Raw genomic sequence first — 555 nt, 5'->3', positions numbered from 1 at the left:
CCCCACCTCTGGCGCTTCCAGCACCAGATGACGGATTTTACTTACATCCAGATGCTGATGCAGAAGTCAGGCATCTATTGCTATATCGTTGAAACGGAATATGGCGACCAGGTCGTCTTCGCAGATGACATCGACCACTATATTTACGATCCCCGTCTGACGGTGCCGTACCGCGAAGCGGCCGGGCTTGAATCCGGTGGCGTGGAAGCGATCACCTCGCTCAAGACCCACAACGTGACGGTGGCACAGGGCTACACCGTCGCGGATTACAACCCGGAATCGGCCTGGGAGAGATTTAGGGATAGCGCCAATCTGGCGCCACAGGACACCACGACCTACGGCCAACCGTACATCTACGGGACCCATCACCTCGACCAGGCCGGGGCGAAATGGGAGGCGCAACTGCGGCACGAGGCGGCGCTCGCGCGCCAGGTCGTGTACGAAGGCGAGAGCAACGTGCTCGAGCTGCAGTGCGCGCGGGTGCTCGAGACCGACATCGTGCTACCCGATGCGCCACAGGGGCAGGTGATTACCGAGATCACACACAGCGGCGGC

General features: G+C 60.9%; 1 protein-coding gene. It reads left to right on the top strand.

The features are described from left to right. On the top strand, positions 1–555 hold a 555-nt coding region (locus U5768_RS31870; protein WP_322034293.1), incomplete at both ends, for a phage late control D family protein.

Source organism: Paraburkholderia sp. J76 (genome assembly GCF_905220295.1).
GTDB lineage: Bacteria > Pseudomonadota > Gammaproteobacteria > Burkholderiales > Burkholderiaceae > Paraburkholderia.
Note: the sequence above shows the minus strand (reverse complement) of the source record. Positions and strands in the feature narration are given on the sequence as shown.